Origin of the sequence: Candidatus Vicinibacter affinis (assembly GCA_016714365.1) — a bacterium.
Classification (GTDB): Bacteria; Bacteroidota; Bacteroidia; order Chitinophagales; family Saprospiraceae; genus Vicinibacter; species Vicinibacter affinis.
Window position 1 is genome coordinate 440,678 of sequence record JADJNH010000006.1, and the last position, 22,622, is coordinate 463,299.

The 22,622-nt window shown below is 36.7% G+C and carries 21 protein-coding genes; 7 read left to right on the forward strand and 14 right to left on the reverse strand.

Annotated features, from left to right (window positions below):
* Positions 1-108: 108 nt before the first annotated feature.
* Genes IPJ53_15020 through IPJ53_15050 form a run of 7 tightly spaced genes read right to left on the reverse strand, consistent with a single transcriptional unit; the run spans position 109 to position 7,342 of the window.
* Positions 109-807: a tetratricopeptide repeat protein gene (locus IPJ53_15020; GenBank protein ID MBK7800411.1), complete on the reverse strand. Its 699-nt coding sequence runs from the start codon at positions 805-807 to the stop codon at positions 109-111.
* Between the two features lie 2 nt (positions 808-809).
* Positions 810-1,805, reverse strand: coding sequence for a VWA domain-containing protein (locus IPJ53_15025; protein ID MBK7800412.1), 996 nt, complete (start codon positions 1,803-1,805; stop codon positions 810-812).
* Positions 1,798-2,799, reverse strand: coding sequence for a VWA domain-containing protein (locus IPJ53_15030; GenBank protein MBK7800413.1), 1,002 nt, complete (start codon positions 2,797-2,799; stop codon positions 1,798-1,800). Before IPJ53_15030 ends, IPJ53_15025 begins: the two co-directional genes overlap by 8 nt.
* Positions 2,800-2,816: 17 nt before the next feature.
* Positions 2,817-4,127, reverse strand: a complete 1,311-nt coding sequence (locus tag IPJ53_15035; GenBank protein MBK7800414.1) for a hypothetical protein — start codon at positions 4,125-4,127, stop codon at positions 2,817-2,819.
* On the reverse strand, positions 4,124-4,993 hold the full coding sequence (locus tag IPJ53_15040) for a DUF58 domain-containing protein (GenBank protein MBK7800415.1): 870 nt from the start codon (positions 4,991-4,993) through the stop codon (positions 4,124-4,126). Before IPJ53_15040 ends, IPJ53_15035 begins: the two co-directional genes overlap by 4 nt.
* Before the next feature lie 3 nt (positions 4,994-4,996).
* Positions 4,997-6,286 carry a hypothetical protein gene (locus IPJ53_15045; protein ID MBK7800416.1) on the reverse strand — a complete coding sequence of 430 codons (1,290 nt, stop codon included), beginning with the start codon at positions 6,284-6,286 and terminating at the stop codon, positions 4,997-4,999.
* A gap of 57 nt (positions 6,287-6,343) precedes the next feature.
* Complete coding sequence (locus IPJ53_15050; GenBank protein ID MBK7800417.1) at positions 6,344-7,342, reverse strand: MoxR family ATPase; 999 nt, start codon at positions 7,340-7,342, stop codon at positions 6,344-6,346.
* A 69-nt stretch (positions 7,343-7,411) separates the two neighbouring features.
* On the opposite strand from IPJ53_15050, the gene IPJ53_15055 reads away from it, so the two are divergent.
* A complete protein-coding gene (locus IPJ53_15055; GenBank protein MBK7800418.1) occupies positions 7,412-8,110 on the forward strand; it encodes a hypothetical protein in 699 nt (232 codons plus the stop codon).
* 98 nt (positions 8,111-8,208) lie between these two features.
* Here the strand turns inward: IPJ53_15055 and IPJ53_15060 are convergent, their stop codons facing one another.
* From IPJ53_15060 to IPJ53_15070, 3 genes are all read right to left on the reverse strand, one after another.
* Positions 8,209-8,772, reverse strand: coding sequence for a GNAT family N-acetyltransferase (locus IPJ53_15060; protein ID MBK7800419.1), 564 nt, complete (start codon positions 8,770-8,772; stop codon positions 8,209-8,211).
* 296 nt (positions 8,773-9,068) lie between these two features.
* Positions 9,069-10,106: a hypothetical protein gene (locus IPJ53_15065; GenBank protein MBK7800420.1), complete on the reverse strand. Its 1,038-nt coding sequence runs from the start codon at positions 10,104-10,106 to the stop codon at positions 9,069-9,071.
* 2 nt (positions 10,107-10,108) lie between these two features.
* Positions 10,109-11,530 carry a vanadium-dependent haloperoxidase gene (locus IPJ53_15070; protein ID MBK7800421.1) on the reverse strand — a complete coding sequence of 474 codons (1,422 nt, stop codon included), beginning with the start codon at positions 11,528-11,530 and terminating at the stop codon, positions 10,109-10,111.
* A 231-nt stretch (positions 11,531-11,761) separates the two neighbouring features.
* On the opposite strand from IPJ53_15070, the gene IPJ53_15075 reads away from it, so the two are divergent.
* From IPJ53_15075 to IPJ53_15100, 6 genes are all read left to right on the forward strand, one after another.
* Positions 11,762-12,460, forward strand: a complete 699-nt coding sequence (locus tag IPJ53_15075; GenBank protein ID MBK7800422.1) for a response regulator transcription factor — start codon at positions 11,762-11,764, stop codon at positions 12,458-12,460.
* Positions 12,461-12,640: 180 nt separating this feature from the next.
* Entirely contained in the window at positions 12,641-12,841 is a 201-nt protein-coding gene (locus IPJ53_15080; GenBank protein MBK7800423.1) for a tyrosine-type recombinase/integrase, read from the forward strand.
* Positions 12,842-12,991: 150 nt separating this feature from the next.
* The gene (locus IPJ53_15085; GenBank protein ID MBK7800424.1) at positions 12,992-13,222 is read left to right on the forward strand and encodes a hypothetical protein; all 231 of its coding nucleotides are present in this window, start codon (positions 12,992-12,994) and stop codon (positions 13,220-13,222) included.
* Positions 13,219-13,509 carry a type II toxin-antitoxin system RelE/ParE family toxin gene (locus IPJ53_15090; protein MBK7800425.1) on the forward strand — a complete coding sequence of 97 codons (291 nt, stop codon included), beginning with the start codon at positions 13,219-13,221 and terminating at the stop codon, positions 13,507-13,509. Before IPJ53_15085 ends, IPJ53_15090 begins: the two co-directional genes overlap by 4 nt.
* A 425-nt stretch (positions 13,510-13,934) precedes the next feature.
* Entirely contained in the window at positions 13,935-14,198 is a 264-nt protein-coding gene (locus tag IPJ53_15095; protein MBK7800426.1) for a hypothetical protein, read from the forward strand.
* A complete protein-coding gene (locus IPJ53_15100; GenBank protein MBK7800427.1) occupies positions 14,189-14,446 on the forward strand; it encodes a Txe/YoeB family addiction module toxin in 258 nt (85 codons plus the stop codon). The genes IPJ53_15095 and IPJ53_15100 overlap by 10 nt, the downstream gene beginning before the upstream one ends.
* On the opposite strand, the gene IPJ53_15105 is transcribed toward IPJ53_15100, so the two are convergent.
* The 4 genes from IPJ53_15105 to IPJ53_15120 all read right to left on the reverse strand — a co-directional run.
* Positions 14,447-14,866 (reverse strand): hypothetical protein, encoded by a 420-nt coding sequence (locus IPJ53_15105; protein ID MBK7800428.1) that lies wholly within the window; start codon positions 14,864-14,866, stop codon positions 14,447-14,449.
* A gap of 19 nt (positions 14,867-14,885) precedes the next feature.
* On the reverse strand, positions 14,886-15,464 hold the full coding sequence (locus tag IPJ53_15110) for a hypothetical protein (protein MBK7800429.1): 579 nt from the start codon (positions 15,462-15,464) through the stop codon (positions 14,886-14,888).
* A 143-nt stretch (positions 15,465-15,607) separates the two neighbouring features.
* Positions 15,608-16,021: a hypothetical protein gene (locus tag IPJ53_15115; GenBank protein ID MBK7800430.1), complete on the reverse strand. Its 414-nt coding sequence runs from the start codon at positions 16,019-16,021 to the stop codon at positions 15,608-15,610.
* A gap of 167 nt (positions 16,022-16,188) precedes the next feature.
* A partial coding sequence (locus tag IPJ53_15120; protein ID MBK7800431.1) for a hypothetical protein occupies positions 16,189-22,622 on the reverse strand: 6,434 nt, incomplete at its 5' end.

Below are 22,622 nucleotides of genomic sequence, written 5' to 3' on the forward strand. Positions count from 1 at the left end.
AACCCTTTTCTTAAAATTCATGCAATGAAAAATAATTTCGAAAAGTGCCTCAAATTTTCCACAAAAATTATTCAAACACTCCAACGCAACAATTGAAAAATGAAGAACCTACCAATCCTTTTCTCTTCTTTCTTTCTTGCGGTTCATCCGCTGTAGCTTTTCTTTCACTTTCTTATCCTTATCATCCACCATTTTAAGCAGCTGCTCAGCTTCATCTTTTTTTAAGTCACCATTACTCGGTGACTGATTTTCTTCCGCGTCAGGTTTTTCTTCCGGACTTTTTTTATCCTTCTGTTGTTGTTGTTGTTGTTGTTGTTGTTGCTGTTGTTGTTGCTGTTGCTGTTGTTGTTGTTGTTGTTGCTGTTGTTGCTGTTGTTGCTGTTGTTGAATTCTTTGTTGCTGCAATGCTTGTGCCAGATTAATTTTGGTTTCTTTGTCCCGGGGATTTAGTTTTAATGATTGTTTATAAGCTTCCACACTTTTATCATATTCCTTCTTTGCAAAATGAGTATTACCCAAATTGTAAAATGCATTTGATTTTTTCTGATCATCGGCCCCTTCCTGACCAAGGCTTTTTTCATAAGCAGATTTTGCTTCATCCAATCTCCCTTGTTGATAGAGACTGTTTCCTATATTAAACTGTTGATCAAAATAGGGCTTAATTCCATTTACCTTGCGGTACATTTCTTCCGCTTCCAGAAAATTTGAATCCCTGTATAACTTATCTGCTTTGCGCGACCACATTTCAGGATTCTGAGCCAACAAAAACCCACTTGAAAACCAAAGAAATAAAATCAGGATTTTCATTTTTACAAAGCTTTTTTATAATTAAAAAATCCATCTAAAATCAACAATAATAAAGCTAAAAATAAAGGCCACTGGTAATAGGATTCATAATCATTAAAAGATTGATAACTCAAATCCTTTTTCATCATATTGCCCATTTTCTTTTTGAGCTCTTCAAAAAGTTGTGCTCCTTGTTCGAGCTCAAGCATACCACCTCCACCTGCACTGGAGATTTCCTGTAGCAAACTTCGGTTGGGTTTTGTTTTGATCAATTCTCCATTCTTATCGCGTTTAAAGGCTTCCGCCGCGCCTGGAGGATTGGGCACGTAGGCTCCTTCTTCTGTTCCAATGGGGATGCTCACTATGCTGATTCCTTCCTCAGCAGCTTGCTTAGCCAACTCGAGAGATTCTCCTTCATGATCCTCACCATCACTGATTAATATCAACAATTTATGATAACCATCTTTTTTCGGAAATGACTTCATGGCCATTTTGATGGCACTTGAAATGGAAGTTCCCGGTGAAGGCATAGAGGCAGGTGTCAACATTTCTGACAAAAGCTGAATGGTTGCGATGTCCGTTGTGAGGGGTGATTGAAGATAAGCATCACCTGCAAAACTGATCAACCCAATTTTGTCGGCCGCAAAATTTTCAGTAAGCTGTTTAATCAACAATTTCGAACGCGCAAGACGTGAAGGTCTGATGTCCGATGCTTCCATACTTTGTGAAACATCCAACGCAATAAATATTTCCGCACTTTGTGATTTGACCTTTTCTCTTTTTTGACCAAATTGAGGATTGGCCAATGCAATGATGATTAAAAAAAAGGAAGTACTGAGAAAAATAAATTTTCGCAACTCTGATGAGCCATCAAACGAGGCTGATCTTTTTAATTGAACCAGATTCCCTAAACTGGTCCATAATTTTTGGGATCTCTTTTGAAACAAGATTCGCATTACCCACAACAATGGTAACAATACCATCAATAACATATACCCTATCTCTTCTATCCTAAACATCTTTCAAAGGCATTAAAGGATTTAACAAACTACCAAGCAACCATTGCAATAAAATGAGTATCACACCCACTAATACAAATGGTCTGAACTCATCTGAATATCTTCGGAATGTCTTGACTTCAATTTTAGTTTTTTCCAATGCATCAATTTCACTGTAGATTTCCTTTAACTGTTCCGTATTGGTTGCACGATAATATTTTCCTCCGGTGTATGAACTAATTTTTGTCAGCAGACTTTCATCGATGTTGACGGGCGCCATGCCAAAAACAAATTCGCCATTCGCCTGTCGGCCAATTGGAGAATAGGCCTCTCCCGTACTTCCTACACCGATGGAATAAATTTTTATGCGGTACACTTTTGCCAATTCAGCTGCCAGATCAGGACTGATTTCTCCTGCATTATTTACACCGTCTGTAATTAAAATAATCACTTTACTGCTGGTCAGACTGTCATCTTTTAAACGATTCACCGCGGTGGACAATCCCATTCCGATTGCCGTACCATCCTCCAAAAAACCACATTCCAATTGTCCCAACAAATGATTCAAAACATTGTGGTCTACTGTAAGCGGACATTGTGTAAAACCTTCCCCGGAGAATCCTACAAGACCAATGCGGTCATATGATCTTTTGTCAATAAAATCTTTGGCCACCAGCTTACTCACCTCAAGTCTGTTGGGTTTAAAATCCTGAGACAGCATACTGGAAGATAAATCCATGACCAGAAAGATATCAATGCCGTCTGCTTCTATTTTCTCTTCACGCAATACCCACTGTGGTCTGGCCAAAGCCAATATAAAAAATCCAAGTGCCAGAATCTTGAAATAAGGTAATATGCGCAACAGATAAATCTTCCAGCTACTTCGTAACGGTAAATGCATCAAAGTAGGAAAAACCAATTCTACTTCCTGTCTTTTCTCATTTCTTATTCTGCGAAGCCACAAAAATGGCAATATGCCCAGCAGTAAGAGCATCCAGGGATTTTGCCATTCCAATTGACTGAACCAGTTGATCATAATTCCTTATAATTCAAAATGAGCTTTTGTTGTTTGCTTAAACCAAATAATCCCGATTGAATGAGCCTTTCATTTTTCCAAAAAGCGATGATCATCAGGAAGGGAAGAAAAACAGCAATAAACGGAAGTGCCATGACAATCAGCATCACTCTCAGCGCAGGTTGATCGGTTTTATCTACCAGATTCTTGTGCCATCTGAATAATTGCCCAACCTTTCTTTCATGAAGCAGTACCCATTGTTTTGGCAATGAGAATGTATTTTTATTTACCAAACCGGATATCAATACAAATTCTTTATGTCCAAATGGGCCGATCAAATCCAAGAGGTTTTTTGGTACCTCCTCTTGTGGATTTTCGAATTGAGAAGCTAATTCACTACCTAATATTTTTTCAAATGTTTTTTTGTTTTGCACATCCAGCATTCTTCCTATTGAATCATTTGATTCCATAAACATTCGCATAAAATCCAAATAATGCTGATGCTTACTGATGTCCAGGTGAAGGTTGGCGAATTTTACCAAATCGATTTCCTTCAATGCAATTTTAAGATCCTGCAAATGCTTGTAATCCATTCCTGAATGGGTCATCTTTTCTATCAATTCTTCGGTCGTTGACTCCAAAGCTGGAAGATAGAAGGCATCAGAAATATACTTTCTTACAATATCGGTCAAGCGATCATAATAAATTTTAATTTCTCCTTGCTGCCAAAGTTTCAGTGAATTTAATTCATCCAGGTTCCGCAACGCTTTCTGCAATGCGGTTTCCTGAATTTTGTATTCAATAGTTCCGGGTGAAATGCTGTCTGCTTTAAAAAATAAATACAAAAGAAAGAGCATCCCTGCCAGGACTAAAATGCCTCCGATTAAATAATATGGAAAATAATTTGGAGCATCTGTTTCAATAATATCTTTGATGGGCCTCAATTCCTGGAGGCTATCAGGAACAAAAGAAACATCCAATTGCAATGGATTACTGACCACGGAATCATTTCTGTAGTGGATGTTGAATGCAGGAATAAGGTACTGTCCGCTGTCAAATACTGTAAATCGAATTTTACGTTCATAGGATTTGTCAGGGAGTTGTTGCCAGCTGCCCTTTTCCAGAATTTCCATCCACGAAAGCGTATCTACATAGGCTAAAGGATCCACCTGAAATTCCAGACTCTTGCTTTTTTGTGTGAGTATTTGTTGGTCTCCAATGAACATGAAGGTTGAATCGAGCGATTGTTTAAAATCAACTTGCGCATGCATTGATTGCATGAAGCACAACCGAATAAAAATCAAAAGTAAAACTGACCTGATGCTCATTTACTCCTTCTTTTAAAAAACTGCAACAAAGTGGATATATATGAATTTCTGATGTCAATGGCCAGAAAATCGGCCTTGCTTTTCACGAAAGCAGTCTTTGTCTTTTGCTGATGTGCGCTCTGCAAACTTTCATGTGCTCTTATCCAATGTTGGTCTGCCGTATCCATCGTCATGCGACTTCCGTTCTCGGCATCCACCAAATGAATGAGCCCTACATTTTTCATGCTGATTTCGAGAGGATCCAAAATTTGAATGCCAATCACATCATGCCTTTTAGCAACAATCCTGAGAGTGGTTTCAGGAATTGAAAGTTGGAAATCGGACAACACAAAACAAATACATCTTTTATGCAAAACCCCATTCAAGTATTGCAGTGGCACATCCAAATTGCTTTCTGCTTTTTGATTCCTCGGTATCACTATTTCTCGGATGATTCTCAGAATATGTTGCCTGCCTTTCTTAGGCGGAATGTAAAGATGCACCTGATCGCTGAATAATATGAGACCTACCTTATCCTGATTTTGTGTGGCGGAGAATGCCAGTACGGCGGCAATTTCCGTAATCCACGCTGCTTTGGATTGTTCTGTGGTTCCGAAATAGGTAGATTTGCTGACATCTATCATCAGCATGAGCGTAAGTTCTCTTTCTTCTTCATAAACCTTCACAAAAGTCTGTCCGGCACGTGCAGTAACGTTCCAGTCTATGTGTCGCACATCATCTCCTGCCACATATTCCCGCACTTCTGAAAACGACATCCCCCGTCCTTTAAAAACGCTGTGGTAGGCACCTGAAAAAATCTGTCTACTCAAGCCCTTTGTCTTGATTTCAATCTGCCTTACTTTCTTTAAGAGTTCCTGTACTTCCATAATTTACCAAATTCTCTTCAAAGGCCCTGATCTTCTTAATTTATCCTGCACCTTGCTGTAGGGTAGAAAAATTTTATATTCACCCCACAACGGACTGCGTTGGGTGGAAAAACATATTCCGGTAGGAAGAAGTGTCCAGTTACTAAATGGATCAAGTAAAATAAAGTGATTCAATTTTTCATTGTTCACTTCCAAATATTGATTTTTAGTTTCTTCAAGAAAACCATGCAGGATGTTTTCAAACTGTTCATCTTTATCAAAAATATCCCCCAGAGAAATTTCATCTCCATTTCTTCTATTAAAATTCAATGGAGAAAATTGTATGCCTTTTTGTCCGGGCCATCTGATCTGCAAAGTGCCGCTGATAAAATACTCATTTACCCAATCCAGTTGGACACCGAAAGAATATACTTTGTGGTTTTCTTCTGGAGCAGACACCTCTGTAAAAACTTTGGTTAACCAGGATTGGGTAATGATGGTCAGCCATTTATTAAAACCTTTGTCTTCCAGCGCGATTTTTTTCATATTGGCTGATGTCCTGTCCTGCGTCAGATTGCTGCAAGTGAAATTTACTGCGTTTGCCAGATTAAATATCATATTGTTTGGGAACATGATACTGTCAGTGATCAATTTGAATTGACCTTGTTTCTCAAATTTAAGTTCAGCATTAAATTTAGAAGCTTGGTTGCATTGACGCACATTTAATTCTATCCAGTTGCAATTAACGTCTTTACAATTTCCCTTAAACCAAAAAAGTGTAGAGTCTTTTATGCAACCGATGTATCCGGAGACTCTTGCATCTTCATAACATTGAAGGTGCAAAAAATAATTGTTGTCAGCTGTTCTGAACTCACGATAACTCAGCCCCGGAGGACATTCTGAATTAATCATGGTGGTGCGGGGTGTTTGTTTTAACTGCAGAAGATATCCCGAACTTTTATCCTGCTTCATCACCTCTGACTGCAGAATACTGTCCTTGTACATCCCCACCATTTGTCCCCATTTTTTGCCGGAGGTATCAGATAAAATGCATTTCAAATCCTGGCGATGGTACTTTCCTTCCAGCGTCAATTTTTCTCCAGTATTCATGTTCTGAATAAATCCTTTCCATTCACGTTGATCATTTCCAAGTGTCAGAATAATTTTGTGACCCAGGTTATTGTCTCCAATGTATTGATTAATCCAAACCCCTAAATCCTTATTCAAAAAAAGATTTTTAACTTCTTCAATTCGCTGATCAGCTTGTGCGGACATTGGATGATACATCCCCCCCAGCCAAGCACACAAGGTCATTGTATATACAATTTTTTTCAAAGAAGGCGTCATGATAAGCTTGATAAGTTTTGGATACTAGGGCACCTCCACTTTCGACAATATCCGGGAAATAATATTTTCCTGATTGATGTTCTCGGCCTCTGCTTCATAACTCAGTCCTATGCGATGTCTGAGAATGTCTTTCACCACATTCTGTATATCGTCCGGAATGACAAAACCTCTTCTATTAAGAAATGCATTTGCCTTTGCTGCTTGTGCCAAAAAAATACTCGCACGCGGCGATGCGCCATAATTTATCAGCGGAATTAAATCAGCCAACTTATAATCACCCGGATTTCGGGTGGCAAAAATTAAATTGAGGATGTATTTTTCAATTCTTTCATCCAGGTAAATTTTATTCACCGATTGTCTCGCCTTCAAAATATCCGCCACATGAATCACCGGTTTAATTTCCTTATGAATTTCTCCATTTAAATTCCTTCGCATAATCTCCCGCTCCTCTTCCATATTTGGATAACCCACAACTACTTTCATCATAAATCGATCTACCTGCGCTTCCGGTAACGGATAGGTGCCCTCCTGTTCAATCGGGTTCTGAGTTGCCAACACTAAAAAAGGTTCCTCCAATTTATAGCTCTCCTTTCCAATGGTGACCTGTCTCTCCTGCATGGCCTCCAAGAGGGCAGATTGAACTTTCGCAGGGGCTCTGTTGATTTCATCAGCCAATATGAAATTGGCAAACACAGGACCTCTGCGCACAGAAAAATTGTGGTCAGCAGGATTGTAGATCAGGGTACCGATGATGTCTGCAGGAAGTAAGTCAGGTGTAAACTGTATGCGGCTGAAACTGGCATCTATCGAACTTGCAAGCGTTTTAATGGCCAATGTCTTGGCAAGGCCTGGAAATCCTTCCAGCAAGATATGCCCGCGGGTCAGCAATCCCAACATCATCCGGTTCATCATATGCTTCTGTCCGACGATTACCGAACTGTGCATTTCCAACAAACCATCCAGAAAAGCGCTTTCTATGCTGATCTGTTGATTAAGTGACTCAATATCAATATATTGCGACATAAATATTAAATTTTTTATTAAATTAGTGTCCGATTTACAGACATTTGCGCCGGCAAACCGTTTATTAAGATGTTTAACAACGTAAAATTAGTTGTGTTTCGGTATATCTACTTAAGCTTTTTACTTAGTCTTAACATCTCCCTGCTTACAGGGCAGGAAAACGCCGGTATGGTCAACGGCTACGAACTTATTCAGCAATTACATGATGGACAATTGCTGGTGCGGTTAAAAAGCCACCACAACAAACTAACAGCCTTAGAAGGTCAATTGGACATCTCTTCCAAAAATGTAAAATACCAGCAACGTGTTCAAAAAGAAATAAGCAGTCTAAAAGCTGACAGGGATTCATTCAATAAAAATTTGATCCTGGCCATGCAGACTCACTTCAAATTTTGTCCGGTGTATTATTTTTACGATAAAGATTTTCCGGAACTTAAGCAGTCAAACTTTGCAGCCAATCTTTATCTGGACTCCACCTTACAAGAAGGACAAAAAATTAATCTTTTGGGTGAAGTCAAGGTGATCATGGCAGTTGGTGAAACCAAAGAACAAGGATTGGAGGCATTTATTTTTATCAATAAATACGGCAACAAATTACCTGCACCCTTTCCCGCCTACATGCGTTTGAATTCACTTGTCCCCTTCATGAATGGATTGTTTTATGACAACCATTATCAACTGGATGCAGCACACTACAGCAAGAAATTGCAAAAGAAATTTTCCAAACTTTATAAAAAAGCAAGCATCCGGGAAATTGAGGAGGAATGATAGTTTAGAATACCCTCTGTAAAAAAAAAATATCCATACATATTTTCCCCGGCTAAATTGTTACCCTTAGCCTACTAAAAAAGTTCGAGAGCCACACGCTAAACTTTACTGATGAGTGAATAAATCTCTGAGTCCAGAAATTTTCCGTTGTAAAAATAGTTTTCACGAAAATAGGCTTCTTTTACAAAACCATTTTTGATCAATAAATTTCGTGAACGATCATTGGATGGATTGATGTTGGCTTCAACTGAGTGAACATGCATCTGATTAAAAGCAAAATCCAGAACAGTCTGCAACGCTTCTGATACCAAACCCTTCCCCTGATGTTTGGTTTGCAGCATATATCCTACTTCCGTTCTGTAATTGGGTTTATCCATTCTCCAAAATCCAATCGTTCCAATCAATTTATTTTCTTCTCTTAAAGTGATGCCCCAATTGATGCCATTTCCAAGCAACCGATCCGCTTCGATCTGTTTGATGAATGCCTTTGCTTCGACCACACTTTTCATCATTGGTTTGTCAATGTATTTCATCACTTCCTGATCAGATCTCATTTTATAAAAATCAGTTGCATCTCCGGGCAATATTTTTCTCAAGCTTAATCGGGAAGATTCCAGAATGGGAAAGGGTTCAAAATTTAGATTAAGTGATTTAACTTTCATTGGTTAATAAAGGTATTTAATATTCTTAAATCCAAGCATCACACTTTTTGAATACAAGAAAAAAGACTTAAATATTTGCATGAATTCTCTTGAACATCACATTGTAAAATTATCTAAGCGCATTTACTTTTAAAGAGTTTGTCATTTGGTAATACCCCAGTGCACATTGCTCCATAATGAAAAAACCCTTCTATCATTATAGAAGGGTTTTAAATGTTAAGCTAAACTGACCAAGTTTAACCCGTACAAATTAGTTCATGGGGGTTAAAGGTCCTTTCGCTTATGGGTGGGTCATTTTATCGTTTGATGTCTTTCAATGAAAAACTGTAGTTTATCATGACAAATGGTTCTGTGTATTTAGCTGCTCCTCTTCCCCAAACCCAGTATCCTACTCCTCCGGTGACGCTTAATTTGTTGTAAAATCTTAATTCGAGGTTATAATAAGTTCTGAGCGTTTTACTGTTGTTGAAGTAGAAATTTTTTCTGCCATTAAAATAAAATCGATCTGAGAGATCCGGAGTTCCTCCATTTCCCATCCCACCGATGTAATCCACGAATACGTTTGGACAAATTGAAAAATTCTTGGTGATTGGAAAAGTATATCCTCCTGCGACAGCAACAATCAATTGGTCTGCAAAAGCATCCTGTCTAAAGTTATACCCAACCTGCCCTCTGATAAAAGATCTGTATTTTTTATCCAGGTTGCCTCCTATATGGTAATTGATTCCAAAATCTCTTTTCAACAAGCCTCTCCATTCTCCGCTGGGTTCAACTACAGTATCTTGACCATTGATTTCATAAGTGAATCTATTGTAGGTATCACCTTTTTCGTCATACAAATCCGGAAAACGAGTGTTGACTTCCAAAGCCATTGGAATTTTTACAGGAAACTGATATTTAACCCTCAGCCAGGAATCTGTAAACCCACGGTTAATCTCCCATTCAGGTTCCGCCAATCGGATGGATGTCCCTGGGATTTTGCCTGGATGAGAGGTGGTTCTTTCCCAACCATCCAACCAACAAATCAAGGCAGAAACTTCAAATCCCCATCCTAATCCAATTCTTGGTTCAAAAAATACATATCTGAAATCATGAAATTTGCCATCTATCAAAGGTGGTCCCTCCTGCAAGGAATCTGCAGTCCAGGTATCGTCCTCCCCGGATGCTGTACCCTTGGTATCAATGGATGTCGGATACCAACGTTTACCGGCTGTCTTGCGGCTATAGCCCAAACCAAAATTGAATTCCCCTTTTGGTAAGGACCAGGGAGATTGTGCAAAACTGTCCTGGCAGAAAAGGAAGGCACAAATGATGATGAGAAATTTACTGTTCATTTTTATGATTTGATTTTAATGGTTCCTTCGAAGTATTTTTTATACACATCCTTCCAAAGATATTGGGCGATGTCTCTACCCATTTTTAAGCCGGCAACGTTGTCTGCTTGTATGTGGTAACCTCCCATAACTCTTGAAATACCCGCCATGTCTGCAGTGGCTGTAAACGTTTCCAATGGAAGGGAAACAGGATCGCCCGGAGTCTCGGTAATGATTCCTGGTTTTCTGATTTCCTTTTCTCCAAATTTATCACTGCCGGTAAACAATTCCAGCATTTTGGCACAAGCTCCGCTGACGGTGCTGTGACCTGAAACATAGGCAGGAAATGGTGGAGAAACAAAATTGGCCGGAGAATACGGATGCCATCTCTCTGCAGACATTTCAATGGTCCCTTTGTCCGGTCCGCCCCATCCTCTGATTTTTTCACCTTTATGGTAATGTCTGACAAGTGTCCATGGCCTGGAACTGTCGTAATATCTTTTGGTTTCCCAGCAAGCGATGAAAGCATCCATGGCGGTGGTTCCTACCACAAAAAACATCTTTACATCACGGTCCAAATCATTGTTATCTCTCTTGGAAACCATTTGAGCAAACTGCAACCAATGCCCGGCTTGTCCGGTGGAACGCGGCCCGTCACGCATGAATTCAATGATGGCTTTTCTTTCAGGGGTAAGGTTGGAGTTAAAATCAATGACTTCCTGAACTTCTTTAGCCAGTTGGTCAGATCCAACTTTAGGATACTCAGGAGCTCTGAACTGAGCAGAAGATTCTAGTCCGAATGGTTTCACCCGATACCAATGGGGGGTTAGGAAATTTACTAAAAAGGTGTCTCCTTTTGCATCCACAAAAGGCAACGGGTGCCATCTGTCCGGGTTAATTACTTTTTTATAGTTATTTACCGGCTGGTAATAGGTATAATCTGAATAAGCGACCCGACTGCAACCGATTTCATCTCCATGTTGGTTAGCGCCATCGTTTTTGCGGTAATCAATAAGTGCTTTAGCGACCTTGTTTCCTACACCCTCAGCGGTCTTAGGATCTGTGGAAGTATTTTTGGGATTGTATCCTGCCTTGGTAAATTCTTTGGTCAGGTAATCTTTATCAGCTGGATATACATCTAGTAAAACTCTGTAAATAGCATAGGCAATAGCCGTTTCTTTATTCTTTTTAGTACGCTCAGCCTTAGGGCGTCGCAGGCTGGTGCCAAATCTCGAACCGGCTGCTTTATCGTCATAGGCCGCCCAAGCATCGTAAATGGCTGTAGTGGCAATTCCCAGTGACCTGGACTGGATGGTCGGACGGGCACCCACACGGTCCACATCATTGGCAGTGGCTTCCAGAGCCACACTTAACCATTTGTATGCAGCGGAGGGTTTGAATTCTTTGTCAAACTGACTGAAGCCGGTCTGAAGACAGATGGCCATCAGGAAAATCGGTAAGGTTTTTTTCAACAGCCTTAGCAGGCCTGATTTGGTTTTCATGATATTAGTTTTTGAGTAAGCATGTAATTTCAAGGGCCGAAAATAGCTATGTAACCGGCGGGGTATGCAATACAATCCACCAAAATGGCTCGATAATTGATGAGTGAACGTTTATAATGGACGAATAAAATCAAGCCGGCGTTTTTCCGGATTGGCTTTTCAAGATTAAAGCCCATGAAACTAAAGTGCCTGGTCATCGACGATGATCCTCTGATTTGCGATCTGATTAAACATTTCTGTGACAAAATCCCGGAGATCGAATACTGTATTTCTGCCGGTACCGGTATGGACGGACTGCAGGTGTTGTCCGGTCAGGAGATCAACCTCATCTTTCTCGATTTCAATCTCCCGGACATGAAGGGCCAGTATCTGTTGGAAATTAAAAAAACCGATGTGCCGGTCATCATGGTAACTTCCGAAGCAGACTTTGCTGCAAAATCTTACGAGTACGAAGACGTTCAGGATTTTTTAGTGAAGCCCATCTCTTTTGACCGATTTCAGAAAGCAGTCCAAAGAATCCTGACAAAGCCACAGCGAAGCACTCCGGTCAAACAAGACCAGGAGGTGATTTTTGTAAAGGACGGTACCAAATTTGTCAGAATCCCCTATCAGGATATACTGTACTTAAAATCCGAAGGCAATTATGTCTCATTCGTAACCACCGACAAAACCATTCTCAGTCTGGTCACCATCAAAGAACTCGAAGAAAAACTGCCCTCGTATTTTATGCGGGTCCACCGATCCTACATTGTCAATCTGGAGCGGATGGAAAGCATCTCCACTGAAGAAATTGGCATTGGAAAACATCATATTCCCATCAGCCAAAAATATCGTCCGGATCTGATGGAGTATATCGGAAATGCGAATGAATAGGATTTTACATAATTAAATACAAAAATATGAATTAAAGTGCCTCAACGGAGACAGCTCCGTGATTACATTGAAGTTACAATGTTTAATAAAACAAGTAATCCCAATACATTGCGGATTAAAAGCCAGACCAAATAAAAACCAAACAATGTAAGAAGTCTATCCAATGTTTTAAAACAAGCTATAGAGAAAGCAGGAATTAAGATAATTGTCACTTCACATTCCTTGAGACATAGTTATGCTACACACCGCCTGGAAGCAGGAACTGATTTGAGATATATTCAAGAGCTGTTGGGGCACAACAGAAGCAAGACTACTGAAATTTACACGCATGTCAGCACCAAGAACATTGAAAAAAATACCAGCCCATTTGGTACTTTATAAGAAAACTTAATTAATTTTGGAAAAAGACATGTACACCTTTTGTTTCACCAATCCATCCACCGATAGACAGACTTATGCCACGATGTGGCAGGTATATACGAGTTATACCCAACCGTCCAAAATTATAAAAACAGAGTATATTTGCATATTATGACAAAAACAACAATAATAAAAAACATAAATAGTCTTTTGGAATCAATAGAAGATCAAGAAATGCTTGAATCCATTTATGATCTTCTTGAAAATTATAGGAATTCCAAGACTTTAAACACATGGGATAAATTAACAATCGAACAAAAAAATAAAATATTGCAAGCATATTCCGAATCGGAGAATGATGAAAACTTAATCCCAATGGATAAAGTAATAAAAATGAAATGACGGTATTTTTTACTAGCTCAGCAACCAAAGATCTTGAAAATATTAACTCTTATTTATCGCAGCATTGGGGACACAATTCACAATTAAAGTTTGAATCTAAACTTAGGCATTCATTAAATTTATTACCTTCTAATCCTAGACTGGGTATTTTAGAAAATGTTGCCAAAAATATTTATAGTATCCTTGTGCATAAACATATCAGAGTTTATTATAGATTAACGCTTAAAAAGATAATAATCCTTTCACTTTTCGATGTTAGACAAAACCCAAATCTTCGCCCAACGTGACATGGCCGGCTGGGTATAACATGGCATAGACTCCACACCGCCAGCTAGCAGAAGTCTTTCATAATAAGATGTATTTGTTTAGCAAGAGTTTAATTGTTATTTTTGGCTTTAAAGGGTTAGGCGGTGCAGCGTCTATACCGAAACGTTGTGAGAAAACTAATTCAAAATAATTCGATAAACTCTTCTCTATATTTAACAACAAATAAATTTACAAAAATTTATTCCATAATACAAGAATTCATGACTATTGGATGCAATTTAAAGTAGATCAACCAAAGCAACGGAAATCAAGTCCTGATGTAGTAAGATTTTGTGATGGAAAAATCAGGGTGAATTATTAAGTTATGATTAAATTCGCTTTCTACTTTATGAAGAAAGCCAATTAGACCAGTATGTTATAAATCTGCTATGAAGGACTATTTTATTTGCTGCTTACTCTTCTCCTTTGTTTCCTGCACCCCGGAAAACAAAACAGACATCGTCAAAGAACCCCCTCCCGAACCAAAACCATCGAAGAGGTCGATGCTATAAAAACTGCACTCCATGCCATGAAAATTGAATTTGAAGTTTCTAATGAAGAATACTATAATCCTGAATTTGTTGCTAAAATTGAGAAGAGCAGACAAGACTTTAAAGATGGCAAAGGCAAAGCATATACTACAGAACAACTTAATGCATTATGGAAGTAATTTTTCTTCCTAATGCTGAAGAAGATCTTAATTTTTGGGTATCGACTGGAAATAAATCCATCCTCAAAAAAATAGCTCAACTTGTCGAAGGCATTAAAGCCAATCCCTTTGATGGCATCGGCAAACCTGAACCACTAAAACAAAATCTATCAGGCGCTTGGTCTGGCAGAATCAACAAAGAACATCGACTTGTTTATGAAATTATTGACGATAAAATTTTAATTCTATCTGCTAAAGGGCATTATTGATCATATAATTTTAGTATAGAAATTATGTGCTTCTAAAAATTTCATAATATTCGCCCATTGCTCCTCATTGCAATCAAATTCCAACGTATATTTATTTTTATTCACTAAGTAAATATTTAGTACATAGTGATCATGCTTGCCTCGCGTTTCACGTGTCTTAATATATTCTATATTGCTATTATTAATATTTACATTTGATTTTTTAGGAAAAAAGTAAAAAGCTTTAATTTCCGTATCTGTAAAATGAAGCAAATAACATTTTTGGGCAGAAACAAATATAAAAAGGAAAATAACTAAACCTACTGCTAACTTACCTATTAGATGAATATTGCTACTAAAAATTACTAGGAATGCTATTATATAAACAGCTATCAATATATACTCTCTTCTTAATTGTTTTTGATTATCAATAATTAACATAAATGCTTAAGAGTATAAATTAATTTTTAAATAAATTTTGAATATCAAATAAATCCGAAATATTGGAATTTAATTGAATTAGACTTTTTTCAGAATTTATAGTTTTTAAATTAATTTGATTAAGAGAAGTATTAATCCCTCTAAGGCCAAATATTGCACTTCCATAATCTACTAATTTACTTTCTTTATTTGTGGCATCATTATATATATCGGCAGCAGAAAATCCAAAATTTAAAGCTTCAATTCCAGCAATTGCAATTTTTGCTCCTTGTATACCCTTTGCAGCAAGCCCAACCCCTGTCACAGTCGAAGCAATATTTGCCATTTGTAGATTAACACTAAGTGTTTTCTTTAAAGCAAATTTAAACCCATCTGGTTCCTTAAGCTTAACTTCATCAGATGGCTTATTATCAAATATGTTATTAATAACCCTATTCACATTGCCTACAAATCCTTCAGGATAACTATAAGTGTCTTCCTTTGGCTTATCACTTGGTTGAGGTGTTGGTGTTGGCGTGCAACTTGATGGAGGACATGTGGAAGTTTCTGGTGCTTTTTTCTTAGGATCACCTCCACCATCAGAATCTTCCTCACTCATTCCAGTTGGATCTATTATTTTTATTGGGTTATTAAATCCATATCGATATGGATTCCAACTCGGATATTTCTCTGCTAGTGGATCGACCCCATAACATTTTCCCTATTTTACATCAAACAAGATGAACGTTTTCATCTAATTTTTCATAATTGTACTTTATAAATTTGAATTAACTTTTTACTTAAATCAGGACTTCCAATAAAAATTTTGGTCTGTACTACTTCATATTTATTATTAAATTCTGAAATTATTACATGATCATTATTAAAGTGTTCGACTTCCGGTTTCAGATCAAATATATTAAAATTATCAAGAATATTTACATTGTATACTTTCTTTGAATAATAGTCAATTGAAAATCCATAATATGCATGTTCTTTATAGAAAATTATTGAACATATAGGAATATTTACCTCTCCACTTAATTCATGTTCTATCAATAAAAATTTTTCCCATTTGTATTTTTTAGACATTTGAAATAATCTCAAAATATCTATTTCAGGAAGGTTACAAATAGTCACAAATAAAGCATCATCGTCAGTTGCTTCTTTTCCCATGTATGCAGAATTTTTTAAGCAATAGCTTTTCTTGTTAACAAATTCATCAAATAAGCTAATCTTAAAACGACTAAGATATAAAGTGTTAGAATTAATAGTCTGCCATTTACAAATATGCGAATTACAACCTATTAAAAAAAAGTTACCAATAATTAATATTATACTTTTCATTCTACAATTGTTGCTCTAGCTTTAATATTTTGTTCTTTTCTAATAATATTTTCACGAATTCTTGTTTTTATTTCTTCTCTAGTCACTTTCCCAGGCTTCTTACTATCAGGATCAATTACATTTGGGAGTTTTTGAGAAGTTTTATTATTACCAAGCATCATTGATTCTGCATGAATTAATTCATGAGCCAATCCTATTTCAGAAGGTCTTCCTGTTGTTCCATCGGCATTAACTATTTGATCGCCTTCATTTTTAATATTAAAGTCCACAATTGAGTTTGTCCCAATTCCATTTTCAGCATTTGATTTAGCATCTTTGGTTCCAACTGGATTTGTTCCATTTACTGTTGACTCAACTATAGTAATTGTTTTATTCTTAACAGTACCATCTTCTTGTTTTGCACCATTTACTAAATTATTTATTAAACTTGTGCCTTCGGGTTTCACATTTTCATTTGCATTTATTTTTCCAACTGTTCTAACTTTTCCATCAGTCCCAACGGCTAATTTGTCATTAGTTAATAATTGAAGTTTTGCTAGAATAATTTGCCTTTGTTTATCACCAAGATCTCCTCTTCCTGTTACTCTTATAATAATTTCTTTTCCATCGTCATCAACGAATAAAATTGGATTATTTAAGCAATAAATATAAGGGCTTGCATTTGGATATTTCGCTGCTAGTGGATCGACCCCATACCATAGAGATATCCTAGGATCATAATACCTCGCCCCAAAATAATAAAGTCCAGTTTCCTCATCAACCTCCTTACCCGTGAATCTATACTTCGTAGAATAGCCTCCAGCTTTCTGTTCGGCCATACTTTCCCCGAAAGGCAAATATAGTAAAAATTGGTATGGATTTCCAGCTTCATCTGTTAAATATGTACTGGATCCAATGTGATCTGGGTGGAAGAAATATAGTACGCTAGGACAATCGTTATTTCCTTCACAATCGTCTTCCTCAGGATCAGTATCTTCAATGATTAAGGTATCAAATCCAAACTCCGTTCTGACCAATTCGAGATCTTCTGCTTGTCTATCAGGAAGTCCTGCTTTTTCTGATCCCGATAACTCTAGACTGTTGTCAACACTGCTATCTACTGAACCAACTAATTTGCAAGCTATTCTTTCTGTACCTGAATAATAATGATTCGTGACCATGTAATGTGGTCCCATAACCATGTAGCCACTGACATATTCTGAATAATTACCTAAAGTAGCATTGGTCTGGCTTTGTCCATTTAGATTCACTATGGCATAATTACCTAAGCCTTTTAATGTTCTTTCACCATTAGCATCGTAGATGTAGTGTTGGAAGCTTGCGGCGTTAGATATTTTTATTGCTTTGAGCATATTCGCTTCATCCCATAACATATTCTTAGTATCTCCATTATCGAATTCATGGAGCAATACATTTCCATTGTTATCATAATTAAATTCTTCGACTTTGCTGTTTGTTTGGTTTTCTATGGAAGTTACTGCATTCGGATGATTCACATCTTCATATTTAAATAAATTATCGTAGGTATTTTCACCCACATTAGATGCATCACGTATGTGTTCCTGTTGTTTAGTTGAAATTCTATGCATATTCTCATAGGCCATCGCAAGAGTATAGTTTGATGCCTTGTTACCTAATGTATTGCCTGTATCACCGGTCCAACTGCCGTGTGCAGTGGATATACGGTTAAAGTTATCATACGTGTATTTATGATAATAACTTCCACCCATTTCATTGATGATACCTGCTGAATTATGAATAGAATCTACATTTCCAATCTTATCAAATGTATAACTCAAGTTGTACATATTGTTTCCAGAATGATCCTTGGAAACCAAATTGGAAAGTCTTCGTAATGTAGTAGAATAAGTATAGGTTTGTGACGTACTATTACCATATTTACAATATACTTTTTGCTCGAATTCATCGTACCCAATACTATCTATATAAACCTGAACACCAGCTTTCATAAAGTTCAAATTACCGCCTAAATCATACTTGTAAAGCAAGGTGTCTTTATTAGGATAAATGAGCGTATCAATACGATTCCATGTATCATAATGGAATCGGTGAACGTAGGTTTTATTATCCTGGCCTGGAGCAATTATTGTTCTGATGTCTTTAACTATTTCTCCTTGAGATCCATATTCATATTTTCTTAATCCTGTTGCATCTTGGACCAACATCAATCTACCTCTATTATTATCAATGCCTCCTGTTGTAGCAGGATAATATTCATATTTGACATTATTGATATTTGGAGTAGAATTTGCATAATCAGGATATGTGACCGATTTAATCCTACCTAAAGCATCAGATTTATAAATTATTTCATCACTATTCATGGCAAGATTTGGAGTTACCATGGTCATTAATTGACCAAGATTATCATATGTATAATTATTGGTTCCAGCGTCTGGATGGATCCATTGTGTTCTTCTGCCTGCAAGATCATACTCACTGGATGTGGTATTACCATCTTCATCTAATACACTGAGGAGCTGACCTGCTGCATCAAAGTCGAAAGTAGTAGTCTTACCATTATCTTTTTGTTTAACGACTTGTTTGTCTAGATCAGTATAACTTTCTTTAACAATATTAGTACTCGCATTTTGTGGTATAGTAGTAACTGTATGAAGCGATCCATCTGATATATCATAAGACATGGTAATGACCGTATTATCTGCATCTTTCACAGTTAATGGGCGATCTACTTCATCATACGTTGTCTCAGATGTAACAGTAGCGCTTGGAGAGGAATCAAAACCGGTACTCATTGATGTAGCAAATTTGGGATGATATTGCTTTATTGCTCTTCCAAATTTATCTTTGGTTACTAGACCTGATATGCTTACACCCTCATCAAAGGTACCGTTGTCATACTTGACTATATCTTTCTTAATTTGAACAGGCTGGCCAAGACCATTAATGATGGTTAGGGTCTGCATATCATTGGAAGGATTCTGAACATCGAAGTGATCCGTTGTTGCATATGATTTACCGCTTGCATTTAATGTATAAGCAAATTTCAACGAATATGTAGGATCCTTAGGTCCCTTGATTTGTAACACTCTGCCTTTTGGATCATAGGTATAGGTCATTTCATTACCTGTGATATCTGTAGATAAAGTCATAACGCCAAATTTTAAATCATATTCAGCTGAAGAACTATAAACTTCTCCATTGTAAGTGTTACTGATGCCTGTAATAAATTGTTGCTGTGTTGTATCATAGGTGTATTCTGTAATTTTAGAATATCCATCCTGATCAATGGGTGTAGTAACCGTGTTAAGATTACCGTTGCTATAATAGGATAAACTTGTTGTAAAATAGCTACCTGCACTGGTATAAGTATGAATAGATGTTATTGCTCCAGTATTACTATCATATGACCCTACTTTTCGTTTACGTAACAAACCACTACCATCGCTAACACTGATTTGATCAGGTATAAGTAATAAGTTTTTAGTAAAGTTCGGGGTTTGATAAGTTATGGATGATGTGTAATCATTACCTGATCCTGCTTTTGCGTAATTAGTCACTCTACCGTATTCATCATATTCCATGGACTCAGTATTACTAAGTGTTGTTGATCCAAATTCATATATTGTTGTGGTAGATTCTACTTTTTGCGCATATGCTGCACCATTACCTTTTGTGCCTCCTACATCATAATCTTCTCCTAGATTGGAGCTAGTATCAATTATCCATGGGGTGGAAGTTGATACTATTGGTGCCCGTAAAACATAATTATTGGATAATTGGCTGTATTTAATGGAATTTGAAATTGTAATTGAATCTCTCTTCAATACATCCTGATTTACAGTGATATCACCTTTGACAACGTAATTCTCCTTAAGCATTCCATTCAAATAATAACTCATATTATGGTATCGATCAATATTTTGTCGGTAGACAGAATTATCATTATGTAGGTCAATAGTTCTAACATATTCGAATCCGTAAAAATCCCTTTCACGTCTATCATATCTTCCATTATGAAATTCGAATTTTTTATTCATGGTAGAAGGCCCTTCTGCTGCCGTTGCATATGGATCATAAACATCAAGCTTTGATACCACCCATTTGCTATTGGGCATATCATAATTAGAAGGAGCTAATTTATAATCTACGGTATATTCTGCTCCTAAGGGTGTTATTACAGTTTTTAGTTTATTAGTTCTTTTTATTTTAGATCTTCTAATTTGTAATGTACATTCATCTTCTTGTCTAACAATATCCGGGTATCCATCACCATCATAATCTTCAATGGTAGTCTTTGTATTATTAACTGCCCTATTTGGTGATAAACTCAAATTAACTACAGGTTTTAAACAAGTCCCAAAAATTGGAATTGGTAACCCAAAAGCAAACGCACCATTAATTGACAAACTTGTAGATTTAGAATTGGGATTTATATTAAAATTTAGCACACAACTATCTGTTAGATCAAATCCATTGCCTTTATTGAAATTAACAACACCATTGCCATTTACATCTCGATAGAAATCTACAAGACCATCACCATTCATATCAACAAGTTGAATTCCTGTCAAGGCTTTGCCAATTCCAATGGATAGCCCAAATGTGATACTTTTTCCTGCTCCGGATGAATATTCTTTTCCAAGGCTTGAGCCTAAACCTTTAGACTCATTAATGTTTTTATACAATCCAACAAGTCCCCAATCTGTCAGTCCATCATCTGTACCTGTATTCCCTTGATTCATCTTAGTAACTACATTATTAACATTGTAATAGAGTTTATCAGTAAGTCCATCACCATTAATATCTATATATAAGACTTTACAATTATTATATGAAGTGCCGGTGTTAGCCGAAAGTCCAAGAGACGCATCCCCTAATCTTGAATTTAGAAATTTTCCGAATCTATTTCCTCCTTTACCAGATGGATCAGCGGTCTGATTGCCAGCTTTTCCAAAAGTTCCTGATGCGCTTTTACCATTATTATAGACATCAGTTAAGCCAGTATTCTCCCAAGTTCTAACTCCTGATGTTATTGCTGAAGTAGAATAAGACGAAGGGTATAATCCGCCTGTTGAATTAGTTAATTGAGCAAAATTTTCTAAAATTGGATCTGGGTATCGATCTCCATTCATATCAATATAATCTGATCGATTTGTAGATTTCGAAGAGATGGTTCTACTCTTTCCTACTTTGATCCTTCCAGCTGATGCCCCGGAATTAACCGACTTAGTCTTAGAGGTGACATATTTGTTAAGTGAATATGCACCTGTATTATAATTAGAATATTCAAGAAATGGACTATGCAAACTAATCATATCGGTTACATCTTCTTCTGCGCTAATTGCTCGAGCAGAATATTTAGCAACATAATTATGCTTACTAAATCCTCTCCACTTCTGATCAATATATTTTGCACCGTCCTTAATAATCGCTTCTTTAAACGCATATGGTGTTAAAAATAGAAAGTTAGGAAGTTTTAGATCGGTTAATCCGGGAATTAATATTTGTCCTGTTTCTGGGTCAAAATTTTCACCATAGTTTTCATCATCTAAATCATCAATAGTAATATCTGAAAAGATTGATATTTGATCTTCTGTTAAAGTAAACATGGTATCCTTATATGTGTTTATAAGCCTTCCAAAAGAATCATTTAATGCTACATGTTGGCCAGTATCTTGACTTGGATTATATAAGAACTGACCCCATCCACGATAAAAATGACCTTTAGCTTCCTGCAAATCATACAATAGGTTCAAATTTCTTCTTGTGATTTTATTGTTTTTTGCTTCATTTGATCCGGATGTAACATAAGCAGATGTACCAAGATACCCAACCATTTTATCCCAGTTACCTCTAGATTCCAATATTCTTAATAATTCATTTCCATAATAAGATCCGTCACTGTTTAACTCCAATGTCAATATTTTAGAGATTTCATCTGTAAATTTTACTTTAATTGGCGAAGAATTATTTATGGTAATGGAGTTGTTTTTAACGGTTATTATTCTTGTTCCAATGGTTCTTCCATTTTGCTTTACTTTAAAAAATACTTTACCATCTACGCAAACTGAAGCTTCAGATGTACATGTTATGATTTGAGTTTTAATATCAGGTGCAAAATTTAAATGTACATATACCGAGTCAATAATTTTTGTCATTGAACCAATAATGGTATTATAACTTTTCAAGCTTTTTCCATTAGATGGTTTATATGGTAATATATAATTTCTGAATAGTGAATACTTTACCGGCGGGTACACTTCAGATACATCAGTACTATCTATTCCAACAAGTGTAACTATTAATTTTGGATTCCAATTAATACCTTGCCAATCATTATTTGATTGTGAGTAAGCTTCGAATCTAAGGTAATAGGTATTTAAAGTATCTAAAGCCAATGTAAGATTTGGAGGATAAATAGTTCTTACCGCTGATTTAATTCCAA